An 18,596-nucleotide genomic window follows, 5' to 3' on the forward strand; every position below is an offset into this window, starting at 1 on the left:
CGAACATGGCCAAGTATCCGTCGATACAAGAGGATTTGCAAATACAGGTATACGCAATCTGGAAATTACATATCAGCTGTAACTATTCCGCAACACTTTCTGGTTTTTACAGAAAGCTGGCCCGCAAGCCGTCGATCACGAACTGCGCCGCGAGTGCCGCCAGCAGCACGCCGAGCAGCCGGGTAATCACCGCCTCGATCCGCGCGCCGAGCAGTTTCATCAGCGGTCCCGCCGCCAGCAACGCGATCAGCGTCAGCAGCAGGATCGACCCCAGCGCGCCCAGTACCACCGCCCGCGCGGTCCAGTCGCCGACCTGACTCATCAGCAGCATCACCGACGCGATCGATCCCGGCCCTGCGATCATCGGCATCGCCATGGGGAAGGTCGAGACATCCTCGACCTCATCGGTCTCGATGATCTTCTGCGCGCGGTCCTCGCGGCGCTGGGTGCGTTTTTCGAACACCATTTCCAGCGCGATCAGGAACAGCATGATGCCGCCCGCGATGCGGAAACTGTCGAGGCTGATGCCCAGTGCCTTGAGCAGCGCCTGTCCAAACAGCGCGAAGACGACGAGGATCGCGGTGGCGATGCCGACCGCGCGGATCGCCATCGCGCGACGCTGCACGTCGGACGCACCGGTGGTCAGCCCGGCATAGATCGGCGCGCAGCCCGGCGGATCGATCACCACGAAAAAGGTAATCAGCGACGAGACGAACAGCTCGATCATAGCGCGCCGTCGTCGAACGGCAGGCCCTCACGCCGGTGCGCGGCGACCAGCGTATTGCGCAGCAGGCAGGCGATGGTCATCGGTCCGACCCCGCCCGGCACCGGCGTGATCGCGCCGGCGACCGACAGCGCGCCGGCGAAGTCTACATCGCCGACCAGCCCGTCTTCGGTGCGGTTGATGCCGACGTCGATTACCGTCGCACCGGGCTTCAGCCATGCCCCCTCGACGAAATTGGCGCGTCCGACCGCGGCGACGACGATATCGGCGCGCGCGACATGCCCCGGCAGATCATGGGTCCGCGAATGGGCGATGGTGACCGTGCAGCTTTCGGCGGTCAGCAACGCTGCCATCGGCTTGCCGACGATGTTCGACCGGCCGACGACGACCGCTTCCTTGCCCGACAGGTCACCCAGCTCATCGCGCAGCAAAAGCAGGCAGCCATAGGGCGTGCACGGCACCATCCCCGGCAAGCCGGTCGCCAACCGCCCGACATTGGCCGGGTGAAAGCCATCGACGTCCTTGTCGGGATCGATCGTCAGCAGGACTGCATCGCTGTCGAGGTGCCTTGGCAGCGGCAATTGCACCAGAATGCCGTCGACCGCCGGATCGGCATTCAGTTGCTCGACCAGCGCGATCAGTTCGTCCTGCGACACGTCCGCCGACAGGCGATGTTCGAAGCTGGCCATGCCCGCTTCGCGCGTCGCCTTCCCCTTCGACCGGACATAGACGGCGGAGGCGGCATCCTCGCCGACCAGCACCACGGCGAGGCCGACGGGTCGCCCGGCGCTCTGCGCGAACGTAGCGGCATGGGTGGCGACGCGCGCGCGCAACTGGGCGGCGAAGGCTTTTCCGTCGATGATCCGGGCTGTCATGGCGGTGTGTGTAGTGGGTGGCGGTGGGGTTCGCCAGTCCTTGGTTGGCGGTAGCTTGCGCCGCGTGGCTTTTTGGTTTTTCTCATGGAGAAAGAAAAAGCAGGACCCCGGGTCAAGCCCGGGGTGACGGAAATGTGTCTTGGTCCTGCGCCATGGCCATCAGCCGCTGACGGTCGCTCGAACCTCCGGTTACCACTCCTTGTGTCGCCCCGGGCTTGACCCGGGGCCCCGCTTCTTAACCGACAAGGGTTGCGGAAAGATCGCGCCATTCGGGATTGCCGCGTTCGATCAGGTCGAACTTCCATTCGCGGCGCCAGCGCTTCATGCGTTTTTCATGGGCGATGCAGGCGAGCATGTCGTCACCCCGTTCGGCCCAGACCAGACGGTTGAGACTGTACTTCGCACAGTGCGCCGAGCCGCCGCCGGTGCCGTGCTGGTGGATGCGGGTGGCGAGGTCGGCGGTCACGCCGACATAGGTTGCCCCACGATAGCGGTCGGCCATGATGTAGACCCAGCCGCCTCGCCCCTCGCTGCCCATCGACGAATAAGAGAAGAAGCGGGACCCCGGGTCAAGCCCGGGGTGACGTGTTGGGTGGGGTGGCCCCTTCCCCGATTGGGAAGACGCTCTTCTCCGGGCCTCCCCCACCCAAAATACACTGCACCTGCGAAACGATTCACCATCACGCCGCGTTCATCGGCACGATGTCGTACCAAGACCTTCCCGCTCCGCCCGCCGGCCTGCTCGACGATGCCGGTCTGTTCCTCGATTTCGACGGCACGCTGGTCGAACTGGCTGATCGCCCCGATGGGGTGGTGGTCGGCGACGATCTGCACGCGCTGCTGCAACGACTGGCCCGGCGACTGGACGGGCGGGTCGCGATCGTCAGTGGGCGGTCGGTCGAGCAGATTGACGGCTTTCTGGGACGGACCATCGCCGACTATGCGGTCGTCGGCAGCCACGGCGCCGAAATCCGGCCCGCCGGGGGCACCACCCTGCTGCCCGACCGCCCGGCCGGCCTGACCGCGGCCGAGCGTGCGTTTTCGGATCGGTTCGGCGACGACCCGCGCGTCGTGATCGAGATCAAGACACTGGGCGTCGCGATCCATTATCGCGGCGCTCCCGACGTCGAACAGGAGGCGCATGCGCTCGTCGATGCCTTCGCACAGCGCGACGGGCTGACGACGCAGGCCGGCAAGATGATGATCGAATTGCGCATGGACGGCCATGACAAGGGCACGGCGATCGCGACGCTGTGCGAGAGCGCGCCGTTTGCCGGGCATCCGCCGATCTTCGTCGGCGACGATTTGACCGACGAGCCGGGCATGGTCGTTGCGGCGCACCATGGCGGAGCGGGCATCCTGATCGGAGCCATGCGCGATACCGCTGCGACCTATCGCCTCGACGATGTCGCTTCCTTCCTCGACTGGCTGGAGAATAACGCATGACCGCGACGATGGACCTGTGGCCGATCGGGAATTGTCAGGTATCGGCGCTGGTCGACCGCAACGGACGGTTCGTCTGGGGGTGCCTGCCGCGCGTCGATGGCGATCCGGCGTTTTCGTCGCTCCTCGACGACCGGCGGCGCGGATCGGACGGCGCCTATGGCTTTTGGGAGGTCGACCTCGACGGCTGCGTCGAGACCGAGCAGAGCTATATCCGCAATACGCCGGTACTGGTCACCCGCCATACCGATGCGGCGGGCAATGCGGTCGAGGTCGTCGACTTCTGTCCGCGCTTCAAACGGCACGACCGGATGTATCGCCCCGTCGCCTTTTGCCGGATCGTGCGGCCGCTGTCGGGCTCGCCGCGCATCCGTATGCGCCTGCGCCCGTCGATCGACTGGGGCAGCGCCCCCGCCCCGCGCACCCGCGGGTCGAACCATATCCGCTATCTGCTCGATGGCGAGGCGATCCGCCTGACGACCAGCGCACCGGTCGGCTGGATCGAGGACGAACGGCTGTTCCGCGTCGAACGCACGCTGCATTTCTTCCTCGGGCCGGACGAGAGCTTCTCGGACGAAATCCCGGCATCGATCGAACGGATGCTGAAGAACACGATCGACGAATGGCGTCACTGGGTCCGCGGTCTCGCCACGCCGGTCGAATGGCAGCAGGCGGTGATCCGCAGCGCGATCACGCTGAAACTGTGCCAGCATGAGGAAACCGGCGCGATCGTCGCCGCGCTGACCACGTCGATCCCCGAACATGCCGATAGCGGGCGCAACTGGGACTATCGCTACTGCTGGATTCGCGACGCCTATTACACGGTGCAGGCGCTCAACCGGCTGGGCGCGCTCGACGTGCTGGAGGGGTATCTCGAATATCTGCGCAACATCGTCGACAATGCCGCCGACGGGCAGATCCAGCCACTCTATGGCGTCGGTGGCGAAGCGACGCTGGTCGAGCGCGAGGCCGAGGGGCTCGACGGCTATCGCGGCATGGGGCCGGTGCGCGTCGGCAACCAGGCCTATGAACAGGTCCAGCACGACGCGTACGGCCAGATCATCCTGTCGAATGCGCAGGGATTTTTCGACCAGCGGCTGTTCCGCGTCGGCAAGCAAGCCGATTTCGAGGCGCTGGAGCCGATCGGCGAGCGGGCATGGGAAGCCTATGACAAGCCCGATGCCGGCCTGTGGGAGTTGCGCACCAAGAGCCATGTCCACACCTATAGCGCCGCGATGTGCTGGGCGGCGTGCGACCGGCTGGCCAATGTCGCCGGCACGCTGGGATTGAGCGACCGCGAGATCTTCTGGCGCGACCGGGCGACCGCGATGCGGACCAAGATCGAGCGCGAGGCTTGGCGGCCGGAGACGAACCGCATGTCGGCAACCTTCGGCGGCGACGATCTCGACGCCAGCATCATCCAGCTGCTCGACCTGCGCTTCCTCGAACCCAGCGACCCGCGCTTCATCGGCACGCTGGAGGCGGTGGAGAAGGGGCTGCGGCGCGGCAGCCACATGCTGCGCTATGCGATCGAGGATGATTTCGGCCTGCCGCACACCGCGTTCAACGTCTGCACCTTCTGGCTGATCGAGGCGCTGCACGCGACCGGCCGCGACGAGGATGCGCGCGAATTGCTGGAGGAAATGCTGTCGCGCTGCACGCCCGCCGGGTTGCTGTCCGAGGATATCGACCCCGAAACCGGGGAACTGTGGGGCAATTATCCCCAAACCTACTCGCTGGTCGGCATGATCAATTCCGCCGTCCTGCTGAGCAAGTCATGGAATGTCGTACGATGAGCCGATTGATCGTCATCTCGAACCGGGTGCAGGCTCCCCAGCCCGGCACCGGCGGCGGGGCGCAGGGCGGACTGGCCGTCGCGCTCAACGCCGCATTGGCGGAAGAGGACGGCATCTGGTTCGGCTGGTCGGGCGAGACCAGCGACAATCGCGAGCTGCGGTTCCAGACCTATGGCGGCGTCACCAGTGCGGTGATGGATCTGTCCGAGCAGGACGTCGAGGAATATTATGACGGTTACGCCAACCGGACGCTGTGGCCGCTGTTCCACTACCGCCTCGACCTGACCGAGTTCGAACGCGATTTTCAGGGCGGTTATGAACGCGTCAACCGGGTGTTCGGCGAGCGCATCGGCCCGCATATCGAGCCCGACGACCTGATCTGGGTCCATGACTATCACATGATCCCGCTCGGCTGGGTGCTGCGGCAGCAGGGGATCACCAACCGCATCGGTTTCTTCCTGCACATTCCGTGGCCGCCGCGCCGGCTGCTGACCGCGCTGCCCGATCATCGCCGCATGGTCGAGGCGCTGTTCGCCTATGACGTGGTCGGGTTCCAGAACGAGGAATGGCTCGACAGCTTCTTCAACTATGTCCGCGAGGAGATGGACGGGACGATCGACGGCAACCGGGTCACCGTCGGCGGACGCACCATCTGCGCGATCAGCTGCCCGATCGGGATCGAGGCGAAGGACTTCATCGCCGGTGCCTCCGGCCCGGTGGCGCGCGCGGCGCAGCTCAACCAGCTCGAAAGCGCGGTCGGACGCAGCCTGATCGTCGGCGTCGACCGGCTCGATTATTCGAAGGGGCTGCCCGAACGCTTCGCCGGTTACGAACGGTTCCTCCAGAACCATCCCGATCGCCGCGCGCTGGTCTATCTGCTCCAGATCGCGCCGCCGTCGCGGACCGCGGTGCAGACGTATCGCGACATCCGCAACACCCTCGAACAGCAATCGGGCCGGATCAACGGTGCCTATGCCGATACCGACTGGGTGCCGATCCGTTATGTGAACAAGGGCTATCCGCGCGAGGTGCTGGCCGGCATCTATCGGGCCGCCCGTATCGGGCTGGTGACCCCCTTGCGCGACGGCATGAACCTGGTCGCGAAGGAATATGTCGCGGCGCAGGACCCGCGCGATCCGGGTGTGCTGGTCCTGTCACGCTTTGCCGGGGCGGCACAGCAGCTGTCGGTCGGCGCACTGATGGTCAACCCGTACAGCGCCGAGGACATGGCCGACGCGATCGACAAGGCACTGCGCATGCCCCGCGCCGAACGGATCGAGCGGTGGCAGGCGATGATCGACAATGTCGTCGACGAGGATGTGATCTGGTGGCGCAAGCGGTTCATCGATGCGCTGACGGCGGAGACGAATGAGGGGTAGCGGCCCGCCGACAAGGACGTCACCCCAGCGAAGGCTGGGGTCTCGTGCGGCTCCTGCCTTGTGCTCCAACCGGGAGACCCCAGCCTTCGCTGGGGTGACGATGGTTGCGGCAAACACCAACCCCGTCATCCCGGCGAAGGCCGGGATCCAAGGTTCCGCAAGCGCCAACGTCGTCGGTCGTGCGGCGCGGTGGATCCCGGCCTTCGCCAGGATGACGGTGTTAGCGAGGGAACGCATCGCCCGGTTTCATCGTCGTTCCCGCGCTGGCGGGAACCCATAGCCGCAACACGCGCAGATCGAACCGCAACGTCAGCGCATATGGATCCCCGGCCGTCGCGGGAATGACGGAGGGGGCGTTACGCACACCCGCCAGCGATTACGCCCCCTCGAGCAACCGCTCCTTCGCGATCTTTTCGCGCCACACCAGCGGGGCGAGGTGGTGGACGTTCTGCCCTTCGCTATCCACCGCGACCGTGACCGGGAAGTCCTGCACCTCGAACTCGTAGATCGCTTCCATGCCAAGGTCCGCGAACCCGACGACCTTCGACCCCTTGATAGCGCGCGCGACCAGATAGGCCGCGCCGCCGACCGCCATCAGATACGCCGACTTGCGCTCGGCGATCGCCTTGGTCGCATCGGCACCGCGTTCGGCCTTGCCGACCATCGCCAGCAGCCCCTGATCGAGCATCATGCGGGTGAACTTGTCCATGCGGGTGGCGGTGGTGGGACCGGCCGGGCCGACCACTTCCTCGCCGACCGGATCGACCGGCCCGACATAATAGATCACGCGCCCACGGAAATCGACGGGCAACTCCTCGCCCTTCGCCAGCATGTCGGCGATCCGCTTGTGTGCGGCATCGCGACCGGTCAGCATCTTGCCGTTCAACAGCAACCGGTCGCCATGCTTCCATGTCGCAACGACGTCGGGGGTCAGCGTATCGAGGTCGACGCGGATCGCCGCCTTGTCCGGGGTCCAGTTGACGTCGGGCCAGTCGGCAAGGTTCGGCTGTTCGAGATAGGCCGGGCCGCTGCCGTCCAGCGTGAAATGCGCGTGGCGGGTCGCGGCACAGTTGGGGATCATCGCGACGGGCTTCGACGCGGCGTGCGTCGGCCAGTCGAGGATCTTCACGTCGAGCACCGTCGACAGCCCACCCAGTCCCTGTGCGCCGATGCCGAGCGCATTGACCTTGTCCATCAACTCGATCCGCAGCGCCTCGATATCGGTCTGGGCCCCACGTTCCTTCAACTGGCCCATATCGATCGGGGCCATCAGCGATTCCTTGGCCAGCAGCATCGCCTTTTCGGCGGTGCCGCCGATGCCGATGCCGATCATGCCCGGCGGACACCAGCCCGCGCCCATTTGCGGGATCATCTCCAATACCCAGTCGACGATCGAATCGCTGGGGTTCATCATCTTGAACTTGGACTTGTTTTCCGAGCCGCCACCCTTGGCCGCGACATCAACATGCACCTTGGTCCCCGGCACCATTTCGACGTGCAGCACCGACGGGGTATTGTCCTTGGTATTGCGCCGGGTGAACGCCGGATCGGCGAGGATCGACGCGCGCAGCTTGTTCTCGGGGTGGAGATAGGCGCGGCGGACGCCTTCGTCGACGACCTCCTGCAACGACCGGTCGCTGTCGAGGCGACAATCCTGCCCCCACTTCACGAACACGGTGACGATGCCGGTATCCTGACAGATCGGGCGATGCCCCTCGGCACACATCCGGCTGTTGGTCAGGATCTGCGCGATCGCGTCCTTGGCGGCCGGCGAGGTTTCGGCGGCATAGGCCTCCCCCAGCGCGCGGATGTAATCCATCGGATGGTAATAGCTGATGAACTGCAGCGCATCGGCGACGCTGTCGATCAGATCGGCTTCGGTGATGGTGACGGTCATCTGCAGGTCCATATCGTTCGTTTTCCATTCTGCCCTACAGGCAGGAAGCGACCGCGTGCAAAGAATTCGTTCACGTTGCGCCGCTATCATCGCCCCGACACAGCAAGGGACGGGCAGTTGGCGATCGGCGGAATGAAGGCGACGTTGCGATCGTGGGTACAGCGGCCCGACGATTCGACCGGCCTGTCCGCCGAGCGTGCCGTCCGGCTGTTGCGCGAGGCGGAGGATCACGGCCCGAACTGGTTCTGGCAGACCGATCGCAACGGCCGCGTCGCCTATCTGAGCGACAAGATCGCAAACGTATTCGCCGCGGCCGATATCGACCCGGTCGGTGCCGTGCTGGCCGACCTGTTGCGGATCGCCGGGGGCGAATCCGGACGCGACGATCCGGAACGCACGCTCGCCTTCCACCTGTCGGCGCGTACCGCCTTCACCGACTATGCCGTCACCCCGGCCATTCCCGGCGATCGCGACTGGAGCTGGAGCGTATCGGGCAGCCCGTTCACCGATCCGTTCGGCCGGTTCGAAGGGTTCGTCGGCACCGGCACCGACATGGCGGCGGTGCGCGAATCGGATGCGGAGATCACGCGCCTCGCACTGTTCGACAGCCTGACCGGCCTCGCCAATCGCCAGCGGATGCACATCTCGCTCGAACAGACGCTGGCGCAGCCGGGCTATGACGGCACCGCGCTGTTCCTGCTCGATCTCGACCGGTTCAAGGCGGTGAACGATACGCTCGGCCATCCGGTCGGCGATGCTCTCCTGAAGCAGGTCGCCGAACGGCTGCTCCGCGTCGTCGACGATGCCGGGCTGGTCGGGCGGCTGGGCGGCGACGAATTTCAGGTCGTCCTGCCGCGGATGGGCAACCGGACGCAGATGGCGACGCTGGCGCAGGCGATCATCGCGTCGCTGTCGCAACCCTATTTCCTGAGCGGCCATACGGTATCGATCGGCTGTTCGATCGGCATCGCCGTGTCGCCCGACGACGGGGCGACCCCCGACGCGCTGGTCAGCCACGCCGACCTCGCGCTCTATGCCGCCAAGGATGCCGGACGCGGCGTCCACCGCTTCTTCCACGATGCGCTATTGGACGGTGCCCGATCGCGCCAGCAGATGGCCGACGACCTGCGCGTCGCGCTGTCGCGCGACCAGTTGCGCATCGTCTATCAACCGGTCGTCGCGCTGGCGGACGGGCGGATCACCGGGTTCGAGGCGCTGGTACGCTGGGACCATCCGACGCGCGGCACCGTGCCGCCGCAGGATTTCCTCGGCGTGGCGGAGGAATGCAAGCTGACCGGGCAGATCGGCGAATGGGTCCTGCGCACCGCCTGTCACGATGCGGCGTCATGGCCGGAAGCCACGCGGCTGTCGGTCCCGTTGTCGGGCGCGCAACTGGCCGATCCGGCGCTGACCGCGATCCTGACCAATGCCGTCGCCCGCGCCGGCCTGCCCGCCGAGCGGCTGGAACTGAGCATCGCGGAGGCCAGCGTGCTGCGCGACCTGCCCGCCGCCATCGCGACCTTCGCGGCGTTGCAGGGGATCGGCATCTGCCTTGCCCTCGACGATTTCGGGGCGGGACAGGCGTCGATGACCTGCCTGCGCCGCGTGCCCTTCGACCGGATCAAGATCGACCGGTCGTTCGTGCGCGGCGTCAGCGATCCCGAAGGGCGCAACGCCGCCGTGGTCCGCTCGATCGTGACGCTTGCCGAACAGCTCGGCATCGCGACGACGGCGCGGGGCATCGAATATCATGACGAGCTGGCGGTACTCCGCGACCTTGGCTGCACCGACGTACAGGGGCCGGTCTATGGCGCGCCGCTCGACGGGGCCACCGCCGCCGCGCGGTTGTCGGCCGATGGCGGCGCGTTGAGCCCGCAGGGGCCGAAGGCCGAACGCGCGGCACGGACACGGATGCTGCGATCGACCACGATCGAACTGGGTGGTCGCAGCCGTCCGGCCCGCATTCGCGACCTGTCGACCACCGGCGCGCTGATCGACCTCGTCGATTTCGGCGAAGCCGCGATCGGATCGGTCGTCCGGATCGATACCGGCGGCGGCCACTGGGCGGCCGCGACGATCCGCTGGGCGGAGGACGGCCGCGCCGGCCTTCATTTCGACCGCCCGATCGTGGTCGAACGCCGCGTGACCATCCGCCGCAAGGAATGACGCGCCGACGCCGCCCTTCCCCTTGATCGCCGGCCCGCCGACCGGGTAGCGATCCGGACATGACCACGCCCCCCCTGCCCGCCACGCCAGCCGAAGCCGCCGCCGAACTGGCCGAACTGGCCGAACGGATCGCCGAGGCGGATGCCGCCTATCACGGGGCGGACGCGCCGGTGCTGACCGATGCCGAGTATGACACGCTGGTCCGGCGCAATCGCGCGATCGAGGCGGCGTTTCCGACGCTGGTCCGCACCGACTCCCCCTCGCTGCGGGTCGGCACCGCGCCGTCGGGGCATCTGGCAAAGGTCGCTCATGCCCGGCCGATGCTGAGCCTCAACAACGCCTTCGCCGATGCGGACGTCGCCGAATTCGTCGCCAGCATCCGCCGCTTCCTGCGCCTGTCCGACGATGAAGCCGTATCGCTGACCGCCGAGCCGAAGATCGACGGCCTGTCCGCATCCCTGCGCTACGAAGGTCGCCGGCTGGTCCGCGCGCTGACCCGCGGCGACGGCGCTGTCGGGGAGGACGTGACCGCCAATGTCGCGACCATCGCCGACATTCCCCAGACGCTGCCCGCCACCGCGCCCGACGTGTTCGAGGTGCGTGGCGAGGTCTATATGGCGAAGGACGACTTCGCGGCGCTCAACGCCCGCCTGCTGGCCGATGCGATCGATCCGGCCAAGGCGCGCCAGTTCGCCAACCCGCGCAACGCCGCCGCCGGATCGCTTCGGCAAAAGGACGCCGCCGTCACCGCCGCGCGCCCGCTCAAATTCCTCGCGCATGGCTGGGGCGAGGTCACCGCCCTCCCCGCCGACACCCAAGCCGGCGTCGTCGCGGCGCTCAAGGACTGGGGGTTCCCGATCGCCGACGCGTTCCAGCGCTGCGAAGGGGCGACCAAGGCGCTCGCCGTCTATCGCGCGATCGAGGCGGCACGCGCCGACCTGCCGTTCGATATCGACGGCGTCGTCTACAAGCTCGACCGCCTCGACTGGCAGGAGCGGCTGGGCTTTGTCGGCCGCGCCCCGCGCTGGGCGATCGCGCACAAATTCGCCGCCGAACGCGCGCAGACCACGCTGAAGGCGATCGATATCCAGGTCGGCCGCACCGGCGCGCTCACCCCCGTCGCGCGGCTGGAGCCGGTGACGGTCGGCGGCGTCGTCGTCACCAACGCCACGCTGCACAATGCCGATGAGATCGAGCGACTGGGCGTGCGTCCCGGCGACCGCGTCGTCGTGCAGCGCGCCGGCGACGTCATCCCGCAGATCGTCGACAACCTGACCCGCGACGACGTCCGCGATCCTTGGGCGTTCCCGACCATATGCCCCGAATGCGGCTCGCTCGCCGAGCGCGGCGAGGGCGAAGTCGTGGTGCGCTGCACCGGCGGCCTCGTCTGCCCGGCGCAGCGGGTCGAGCGGCTGATCCATTTCGTCTCGCGCCACGCGTTCGACATCGCCGGGCTGGGGCTGGTGCGGGTCGAGGAGTTTTTCTGCGACGGGCTGATCGCGTCGCCCGCCGACATCTTTCGCCTCCACACCCACCGCGAAGCATTGGTCCAGCGCGAGCGTATGTCCGACCTTGTCGTGACCAAGCTGCTCGCCGCGATCGACGCGCGTCGCACGATCGGGCTCGACCGGTTCCTGTTCGCGCTCGGCATCCGCCATGTCGGCGAGGTGACCGCGCGCGACCTCGCCCGCCGCTGGACCTCGGCGAACGGGATCGCCGCGATGATCCGCCGCGCGCTTCATGTCCGCCGCATCACCCAGCCGGCGATCGGCGAGAACGACCGGAAATTCACGCTGCGCCGCGGCCGCGCGCTGGTCGCCGCGGTCGAGACGGCGGGGATCGGCCCCGAAGTCGCCGACGCGTTGCTCGCCTTCTTCGCCGAGAAACATAACCGCGACGTCGTCGCCGACCTGCTGCGCGAAGTCCGCCCCGACAACATCGCCCATACGACGACGCAGAGCGAACTGACCGGCAAGACCGTCGTCTTCACCGGCAAGCTCGAAACGCTGAGCCGCGACGAGGCCAAGGCGCAGGCCGACGCGCTGGGTGCCCGCGTCGCCGGGTCGGTGTCGAAGAGGACCGATCTGGTCGTCGTCGGCGCCGATGCCGGATCGAAACGCGCCAAGGCCGAGGAACTGGGCGTCCGGGTGATCGACGAAGCGGCATGGGCGGCGATCGTATCCGGTGTGACGACGTGACGTTTTTGCAACGCATCAAAACAGACTGACACCCCCGCTTCCGGTTGTCGCAAAATAGAAATATGGGACGTTCATTGGCACCGGGACGGTGAAAGACACCGCCTGAACCAGCGTACGAGCCGCGCCACCCATTTGCGATTCCAGGGGGACCTATGAACACCAAGCTTTATGCCGGCGTGGCCTTTGCCGCGCTCCTGCTCCCGGCCTCGGCCTTCGCGCAGTCAACCGGTTCGCAGGATTTCGAAGATGCCGAAATCGTTGTGACCGGCTCGGCCGACCGCGATGTCGGCGGCGTCCGCATTCCCGATTCGCCCAAGGCAAAGGTCGAGATCAGCCAGGAACTGATCCAGCGTCAGCAGCCCGGCCAGAGCGTGAACCAGATCCTGAACCTCGTTCCCGGCGTCAGCTTCACCAATAACGATCCGTTCGGTTCGTCGGGCGGCTCGTTCAGCATCCGCGGGTTCGATTCGAGCCGTATCGCGCAGACCTTCGACGGTCTGCCGCTGAACGATTCGGGCAACTATGCGCTGTATTCGAACCAGCAGGTCGACCCCGAACTGCTCGAAAGCGTCAACGTGAACCTCGGTTCGACCGACGTCGACAGCCCGACCGCCGCGGCCGTCGGCGGCACGGTCAACATCAACACGCTGACCCCGACCGAGGAACGTGGCGCTTCGCTCGTCGCCAGCTACGGCAACATCGTCGCCGACGGTGCGGGCGACCGTCCGTTCCACCGCGTGTTCGGACTGATCCAGACCGGCGACATCACCGGCATGGGCACCAAGGCATGGTTCGCGGCGTCGACCGCGCGCAACGCCGCCAGCTTCGCCAACTATGGTCAGGTGGACAAGCAGCAGTACAACGCGAAGATCCGTCAGGAAATTGGCGGCAACGGCGACTTCGTGGCGATCTCGGGCCACTATAACGAGAACCGCAACAATTTCGGCGGTTCCTCGCTGCGCGCGGACTCGTTCACCGGCACGGCCGGCAGCGCGCAGGCGAACAAGGCCAGCCGCTTCTACAATCTGGCCGGCGGTTATCCGTGCACCCGGGTGACGCCGGTGAACGGCACGGCCCAGCTTGAGCCGACGTCGAACTATTGCGGCACCGATTTCGAACGACGCTACAACCCGTCGAACACCGGCAACGTCCGGTTGAATTCGCTGTTTCACCTGTCCGACGCACTGACCCTGTCGGTCGATGGCGGCTATCAGTATGTGAAGGCGAACGGCGGCGGCGTCACCGCTGCGCGCGAACAGTTTTTCACCTCGGGTACCGGTACCAACCTGACCGGCGTGTTCGGCGGCACCTATTATTACGGTCGCGACCTGAACGGTGATACGGACACGCTCGACCGCGTGCTAATCCTCAACCCCAGCCAGACGCGTACCGACCGCTATAACGCGATCGTCAACCTCGCGTACGAGTTCGACGCCAACAACCGCGTCCGCGTGAACTATGCGCTGGATACCGCCAGCCATCGCCAGACCGGCGAAGGCGGCGGCCTGTTCAGCAATGGCGAACCGTTTGACGTGTTCGCATCGAACGACCCGCTGTCGGACGCGAATGGCGCCGTGCCGAACAAGCGCGACCGCCGCTCGACTGCTACCCTGCATCTGGTCGGTGCCGAATATCGCGGACGGTTCTTCGACGAGACCCTGACCGTCCTGATCGGCGGCAGCGGACGCTTCTTCACGCGCGACCTCAACCAGTATTGCTTCACTACCGCCAGCAACGGCAACGTCGATTGCCCGTCGGGCGGCAACGTCGCGGCGTATATTGCCGCCAACCCCTATCGGGTCGCGGCCAATGGCCGTCCCAGCGGCGCGGCGGCACCGGTGTCGCGTACGCTGAACTACAGCCAGTTCACGCCGAACGTCGGCATGACCTACAACTTCACGCCGGCATTCAGCTTCGCTGTGAACTATTCGAAGAACGTGTCGGTCCCCGGCACCGATGCGCTGTACAACTCGCTGTACGCCCCGACCGGCACGGCCGCCGCCAACCCGGCAGCGGAAACCTCGGACAGCTTCGACGCCGGCTTCCGCTACACGTCGAGCAAGGTTCAGGCCGCGATCACGCCGTGGTATTCGCAGTACAAGAACCGTCTGGTGTCGGCGTACAACATCGAATGCGATTGCAACATCGACACCAACCTTGGTGACGTGAAGAAGTACGGCGTGGACGCCAGCGTCTCCTACCGTCCGGTTCGCGAAATCCTGCTCTATGCGTTCGGATCGTACATCGGCTCGGAAATCGTCAACGACGTCCGTTCGGGCGCGACGACGTTCTTCCCGACCGCCGGCAAGCGTGAACGCGGTGCGCCGGAATGGCTGGCCGGTGGTCGCGTACAGGCGTCGCTCGGCGATTTCGATCTCGGCGCGCAGGCCAAGTACACCAGCGAACGTTTTCTGAACGATATCAACACGGTGGAATTCAACGGCTACACCGTCGTCGATCTCGACGTCCGCTACTCGTTGGCCAGCGTCGGCCTGCCGAAGACCGCGTTGCAGCTGAACGTCACGAACCTGTTCGACGAATTCTATGTCGGCTCGTTCCCGGGCAGCCTGACCGGTGCCGGCACGGCGTTCGTCAACTTCGGTCCGCCGCGCGCGGTCATCGGTTCGCTGATCGTCGGCTTCTAAAGCCAACCGGACCAACCGACGCGAACCGCCGTCCCGGCAACGGGGCGGCGGTTTTCGTTTGGGGCGGCTTTGCGCTACAGCCCGGTTTCCATCCCGGCCCCGCCGCGATATGACGGCGACAAGGGGCCATAGTTGCGACGGAGCGCATGACGCTTAAGCCCGCCATTTTCTCGCGCCCCTTCTTCGAACAGAAGAACCGCGCCTTCTGGCTGCTGCAGGCCGCCGGCTGGACCGGCTATCTGATCCTGCGCTCGGTCTCGACGCTGTCGAACGCCGCGTCGCTCAAAAGCGTGCTGGCGAATATCGTCGAGGTCATCGTCGGCTATTGCCTGACGCTGTTGATGAGCGTGCTGTACGGCTATTACCGCTCGCTGCCGCGCGTGCCGGCGATCTTCCTGACGCTGTGCACCCTGTCGGCGGCGACCTTCGCCTATTCGCTGATCGACGCGTTCGTCTTCACCTTCATCCGCAACGTGTCGCCCGATGTCAGCTTCTCGCTGGTGCTGGGTACGTTGTTCATCAACTTCACCGTGCTGGCCGGCTGGTCGGCCGCCTATTTCGGCATCAATTTCTATCTGGTCGTCGAACAGCAGGTCGACGAGATGCGGATGCTGGAGATGCAGGCATCGTCGGCACAGCTGGCCATGCTGCGCTATCAGCTGAACCCGCACTTCCTGTTCAACACGCTCAATTCGATCTCGACGCTGGTGCTGCTCAAACAGACCGAGAAGGCGAATGTGATGCTCAGCCGCCTCGCCTCGTTCCTGCGCTACACGCTGGCGAACGAGCCGACCGCGCACGTCACGCTGGAGCAGGAGGTTGAAACGCTGAAACTGTATCTCGATATCGAAAAGATGCGGTTCGAACATCGCCTGCGCACCGAATTCGATATCGACGCCCGCGTCATGCACGCGCGGCTGCCCTCGCTGCTGCTCCAGCCGTTGGTCGAAAACGCGATCAAATATGCGGTGACGCCGCAGGAGGATGGGGCCGATATCGCGATCACCGCTCGACTGGCCGGGGATCGGGTGCAGATCGCCGTTTCCGATACCGGCCCCGGCTTGATCGACGGACCGAAGCGGCCGACGCTTTCCACCGGTGTCGGCATACAGAATATCCGGGACCGGCTGGCACAGGCATACGGCCCCGATCATCGGTTCGATACCCGTTCGGGCAGCGGGGGCGGATTCGTGGTCGAGATCGAACTGCCGTTCCAGACGCAAGACGTTACCAAAGAGGCTGCATGACCATCCGTACCATCCTTGTCGACGACGAATCGTTGGCGATTCAGGGCCTCGAATTACGCCTGCAGGCGCATGAGGATGTCGAGATCATCGACAAATGCCAGAACGGCCGCGAGGCGATCCGTTCGATCAAGACCCACAAGCCCGACCTCGTCTTCCTCGACATCCAGATGCCGGGGTTCGACGGCTTTTCGGTGGTGCAGGGGTTGATGGAGGTCGAACCGCCGCTGGTGGTCTTCGTCACCGCCTATAGCGATCATGCGATCCGCGCGTTCGAGGCGCAGGCGGTCGATTACCTGATGAAGCCGGTCGAGGAATCGCGCCTCGCCGACACGCTCGACCGCGTGCGCCAGCGCCTGTCGGAAAAGCGCGGCCAGGCCGAGGTCGAGAAGCTCAAGGAAGTGCTCGCCGAAGTCGCCCCCGACACCGCGGCGGAAATGGAAGCGGCCGATGGCGGCGGCGACGATGCGCACGGGGCCAATCGCTTCGAAAAGCTCATCAACATCAAGGATCGCGGCCAGATCTTCCGCGTCGATGTCGACACGATCGAGATGATCGAGGCGGCGGGCGATTACATGGTCATCAACACCGGCGACAATTCGCTGGTGCTGCGCGAGACGATGAAGGACCTCGAAAAGCGGCTCGACCCGCGCCGGTTCCAGCGCGTCCACCGCTCGACCATCGTCAACCTCGACCTCGTCAAGCAGGTGAAGCCGCACACCAATGGCGAATGTTTCCTGATCCTCGAATCGGGCGCGCAGGTGAAGGTCAGCCGGTCGTACCGCGACGTGGTGGCGCGCTTCGTCCACTGATGGCCGGGATTACCGTCGCGGCGCTGTACCGCTTTGTTTCGATTGCCAATCCGAAAGGGACCCGCGATGCGATGGAGCAGGTGCTGGACCGCGCCGGCATTCGCGGCACACTGCTGATCGCGTCCGAGGGGATCAACGGTACCATCGCCGGCAGTGCGGAGGGGATCGACACCGCGCTGGCGGCGATCCGTGCGCTGCCCGGCTGCGACGACCTGAGCCCCAAGTTCAGCACGGCGGACGCCATGCCGTTCCACCGGCTGAAGGTCCGCGTGAAGCGCGAAATCGTGACGATGGGCGTGCCCGGCACCGATCCGACGCAGATCGTCGGCACCTATGTCGCGCCTGCCGATTGGAACGCGCTGATCGCCGATCCGTCGACCGTCGTGATCGACACCCGCAATGCCTATGAGGTGAAGGTCGGCACCTTCGCCGGCGCGGTCGATCCGCAGACCGACAGCTTCCGCGACTTCCCCGACTGGTTCCGCGCCAATCGGACCAAGCTGCTGGCCGGCAAGACGCAGGTCGCGATGTTCTGCACCGGCGGCATCCGCTGCGAGAAATCGACCGCCTTCCTGAAAAGCGAAGGCGTGGGCGCAGTCTACCACCTCGACGGCGGCATCCTGAAATATCTGGAAGACGTCCCCGCCGACCAAAGCGCGTGGCAGGGCGAATGCTTCGTGTTCGACGAACGCGTCGCCGTCGGCCACGGCCTGACGCAGGGCACCCACGACCTCTGCCGCGGCTGCCGTATGCCGGTCAGCCCGGAGGACCGCACCTCACCGCTGTTCGAGGAAGGCGTGCAATGCCCCGCCTGCGCCGGCACCCGCGACGCAGCGACGCTCGCGGCCAAGGCGGAACGCCACCGACAGGTGACGCTGGCGGCCAAACGCGGCGAACAGCATGTCGGCAAGCGGATGGACCGGGACGTTGATGCCTGATCTCAACTGGGACAGGCTACGTCGAGAACTGGCGTCGGAAGGATCGCTGCGAGATATCCTGTTCCCATCGTCCGTGAACGTCGTTCAGGCGCAACGGCTTTGGGAAAGGCTACAAAAACCCGACCTCCAGCCGAAATTCCGTGTCGGCGGAGAGACGACGGATTTGCCGGAATATGTCGGGAATGTCTTCGCCCTTGCCGATGCCGGCAATCTAACGATGTTGGACTTCACGTTCGAAAAACTGCGCGTGAATTGCTTCTTCTGGATCGACAACGACATCGAACTGACCGTCGATCCGATCGAAGTCATCGGCGACGAAGGCATACAAAGCACCATCGACCTTTTACGATTGATCGGCGATACGGTTGGTCTGGCAGTACAGTTAACCGAAGAGAACGGACCCGACGAAATCATCCTTCGGTATGATCCGGAGGAGGGGCGGCTGTACCAACCGCCCTCCTCGTTCTGGCCGTGACGGG

At 65.7% G+C, this 18,596-nt stretch carries 14 protein-coding genes; 10 read left to right on the plus strand and 4 right to left on the minus strand.

Annotated features, from left to right (window positions below):
* Positions 1 to 106 precede the first annotated feature (106 nt).
* From ASE70_RS15305 to ASE70_RS15315, 3 genes are all read right to left on the minus strand, one after another.
* Positions 107 to 727, minus strand: a complete 621-nt coding sequence (locus tag ASE70_RS15305; RefSeq protein WP_056506549.1) for a MarC family protein — start codon at positions 725 to 727, stop codon at positions 107 to 109.
* On the minus strand, positions 724 to 1,599 hold the full coding sequence (folD, locus tag ASE70_RS15310; protein WP_056506554.1) for a bifunctional methylenetetrahydrofolate dehydrogenase/methenyltetrahydrofolate cyclohydrolase FolD: 876 nt from the start codon (positions 1,597 to 1,599) through the stop codon (positions 724 to 726). Before folD ends, ASE70_RS15305 begins: the two co-directional genes overlap by 4 nt.
* Positions 1,600 to 1,834: 235 nt before the next feature.
* On the minus strand, positions 1,835 to 2,137 hold the full coding sequence (locus ASE70_RS15315; RefSeq protein ID WP_056506556.1) for a GIY-YIG nuclease family protein: 303 nt from the start codon (positions 2,135 to 2,137) through the stop codon (positions 1,835 to 1,837).
* Between the two features lie 164 nt (positions 2,138 to 2,301).
* Between ASE70_RS15315 and otsB the strand changes: the two genes are divergently transcribed.
* Genes otsB through ASE70_RS15330 form a run of 3 tightly spaced genes read left to right on the plus strand, consistent with a single transcriptional unit; the run spans position 2,302 to position 6,217 of the window.
* Positions 2,302 to 3,045 (plus strand): trehalose-phosphatase, encoded by a 744-nt coding sequence (gene otsB / locus ASE70_RS15320; protein WP_056506561.1) that lies wholly within the window; start codon positions 2,302 to 2,304, stop codon positions 3,043 to 3,045.
* Entirely contained in the window at positions 3,042 to 4,838 is a 1,797-nt protein-coding gene (locus tag ASE70_RS15325; RefSeq protein ID WP_056506564.1) for a glycoside hydrolase family 15 protein, read from the plus strand. Before otsB ends, ASE70_RS15325 begins: the two co-directional genes overlap by 4 nt.
* Positions 4,835 to 6,217, plus strand: coding sequence for an alpha,alpha-trehalose-phosphate synthase (UDP-forming) (locus ASE70_RS15330; protein ID WP_056506567.1), 1,383 nt, complete (start codon positions 4,835 to 4,837; stop codon positions 6,215 to 6,217). Before ASE70_RS15325 ends, ASE70_RS15330 begins: the two co-directional genes overlap by 4 nt.
* A gap of 376 nt (positions 6,218 to 6,593) precedes the next feature.
* Here ASE70_RS15330 and ASE70_RS20000 read toward each other — a convergent pair whose 3' ends face one another.
* Positions 6,594 to 8,114: a fumarate hydratase gene (locus ASE70_RS20000; RefSeq protein ID WP_056395654.1), complete on the minus strand. Its 1,521-nt coding sequence runs from the start codon at positions 8,112 to 8,114 to the stop codon at positions 6,594 to 6,596.
* A 117-nt stretch (positions 8,115 to 8,231) separates the two neighbouring features.
* Here ASE70_RS20000 and ASE70_RS20005 point away from each other — a divergent pair, with 117 nt between their 5' ends.
* From ASE70_RS20005 to ASE70_RS15370, 7 genes are all read left to right on the plus strand, one after another.
* Entirely contained in the window at positions 8,232 to 10,280 is a 2,049-nt protein-coding gene (locus ASE70_RS20005) for an EAL domain-containing protein (protein ID WP_162235997.1), read from the plus strand.
* Between the two features lie 59 nt (positions 10,281 to 10,339).
* A complete protein-coding gene (gene ligA / locus ASE70_RS15345; RefSeq protein WP_056506573.1) occupies positions 10,340 to 12,478 on the plus strand; it encodes an NAD-dependent DNA ligase LigA in 2,139 nt (712 codons plus the stop codon).
* 152 nt (positions 12,479 to 12,630) lie between these two features.
* A complete protein-coding gene (locus ASE70_RS15350) occupies positions 12,631 to 15,123 on the plus strand; it encodes a TonB-dependent receptor (protein WP_056506577.1) in 2,493 nt (830 codons plus the stop codon).
* 146 nt (positions 15,124 to 15,269) lie between these two features.
* Complete coding sequence (locus ASE70_RS15355; RefSeq protein ID WP_056506580.1) at positions 15,270 to 16,370, plus strand: sensor histidine kinase; 1,101 nt, start codon at positions 15,270 to 15,272, stop codon at positions 16,368 to 16,370.
* On the plus strand, positions 16,367 to 17,179 hold the full coding sequence (locus ASE70_RS15360; RefSeq protein WP_056506582.1) for a LytR/AlgR family response regulator transcription factor: 813 nt from the start codon (positions 16,367 to 16,369) through the stop codon (positions 17,177 to 17,179). Before ASE70_RS15355 ends, ASE70_RS15360 begins: the two co-directional genes overlap by 4 nt.
* Positions 17,179 to 18,117, plus strand: a complete 939-nt coding sequence (gene trhO, locus ASE70_RS15365; protein WP_056506587.1) for an oxygen-dependent tRNA uridine(34) hydroxylase TrhO — start codon at positions 17,179 to 17,181, stop codon at positions 18,115 to 18,117. Before ASE70_RS15360 ends, trhO begins: the two co-directional genes overlap by 1 nt.
* Positions 18,110 to 18,592, plus strand: coding sequence for a hypothetical protein (locus ASE70_RS15370; RefSeq protein ID WP_156356297.1), 483 nt, complete (start codon positions 18,110 to 18,112; stop codon positions 18,590 to 18,592). The genes trhO and ASE70_RS15370 overlap by 8 nt, the downstream gene beginning before the upstream one ends.
* Positions 18,593 to 18,596 lie beyond the last annotated feature (4 nt).

Origin of the sequence: Sphingomonas sp. Leaf22 (assembly GCF_001421715.1) — a bacterium.
Classification (GTDB): Bacteria; Pseudomonadota; Alphaproteobacteria; order Sphingomonadales; family Sphingomonadaceae; genus Sphingomonas.